This window comes from Elstera litoralis (assembly GCF_000963705.1).
Lineage (GTDB): Bacteria > Pseudomonadota > Alphaproteobacteria > Elsterales > Elsteraceae > Elstera > Elstera litoralis.
This window is the reverse complement of record NZ_LAJY01000964.1, coordinates 1-716: the sequence shown is the minus strand read 5'-3', so window position 1 is coordinate 716 and position 716 is coordinate 1. Positions and strand designations below refer to the sequence as shown.

Sequence of the window (716 nt, the reverse complement as noted above, 5' to 3'; positions counted from 1 at the left end):
GAACAACAACGCGTTTTCGGCGGCACGATGCGGGAATAGCTCAGTGGTAGAGCATCACGTTGCCAACGTGAGGGTCGAGGGTTCGAATCCCTTTTCCCGCTCCAAATCCTCAAAAACCCCTGCCAGTTTTGGCGGGGGTTTTTGCTATGTTTGAGCCGAAAGGAAACTGCTGCTGGCTCGAAACCCCTTCCCGCTCCTTCGCGTTTGGCCCGAGTATGCCAGTTCTGGAATTTGGACTCCTCCCGATCCACTTGGTCTCGCGGTTGGCCCAATGGTTGATTATGAGGATTTGGAACTGCCAAAAAATCTCGTGGCACGGTTTAATGACTGGCAACGAAAATATGATTTTGAGGTCGATCCACATTCTCCGGATGAAGGGTTACCCCCGGAATGGTGGAGCGCGTTTGTCGGCGAACAAATTTCCCTCGCCAGAGCCCTTTTCTTAGAAATTGGCGGGCGCATTCAGTGGGAAGCCAAAGGATATATTTGGACAATAGGGCGATGTGTCCCGGACGTCGATCACGCGCACTCTCACCAGAGATATGAGGCTTTTCTGTCCCAAATCGCGCAAGCCTATAAGCAGGTGCCCCTTGAAGAGGGAATGGCCGAGATTGAAAGAATATGCGCTGAGGTAAGGACAAAGCACAGCGGTTAAACCTCCGCTAAGTCCGCCCCCTCCAGCGCAGGCCCCAACACCTGCAACCCGTGCCCGAGCA

Annotated in this window: 1 protein-coding gene and 1 tRNA gene; both read left to right on the top strand. The window is 53.8% G+C overall.

The window, feature by feature from the left end; genetic code table 11:
- The first annotated feature begins 29 nt into the window (after positions 1-29).
- A tRNA-Gly gene (locus tag VZ95_RS20970) sits at positions 30-104 on the top strand.
- Between the two features lie 167 nt (positions 105-271).
- Positions 272-655: a hypothetical protein gene (locus tag VZ95_RS24810; RefSeq protein WP_156995520.1), complete on the top strand. Its 384-nt coding sequence runs from the start codon at positions 272-274 to the stop codon at positions 653-655.
- Positions 656-716 lie beyond the last annotated feature (61 nt).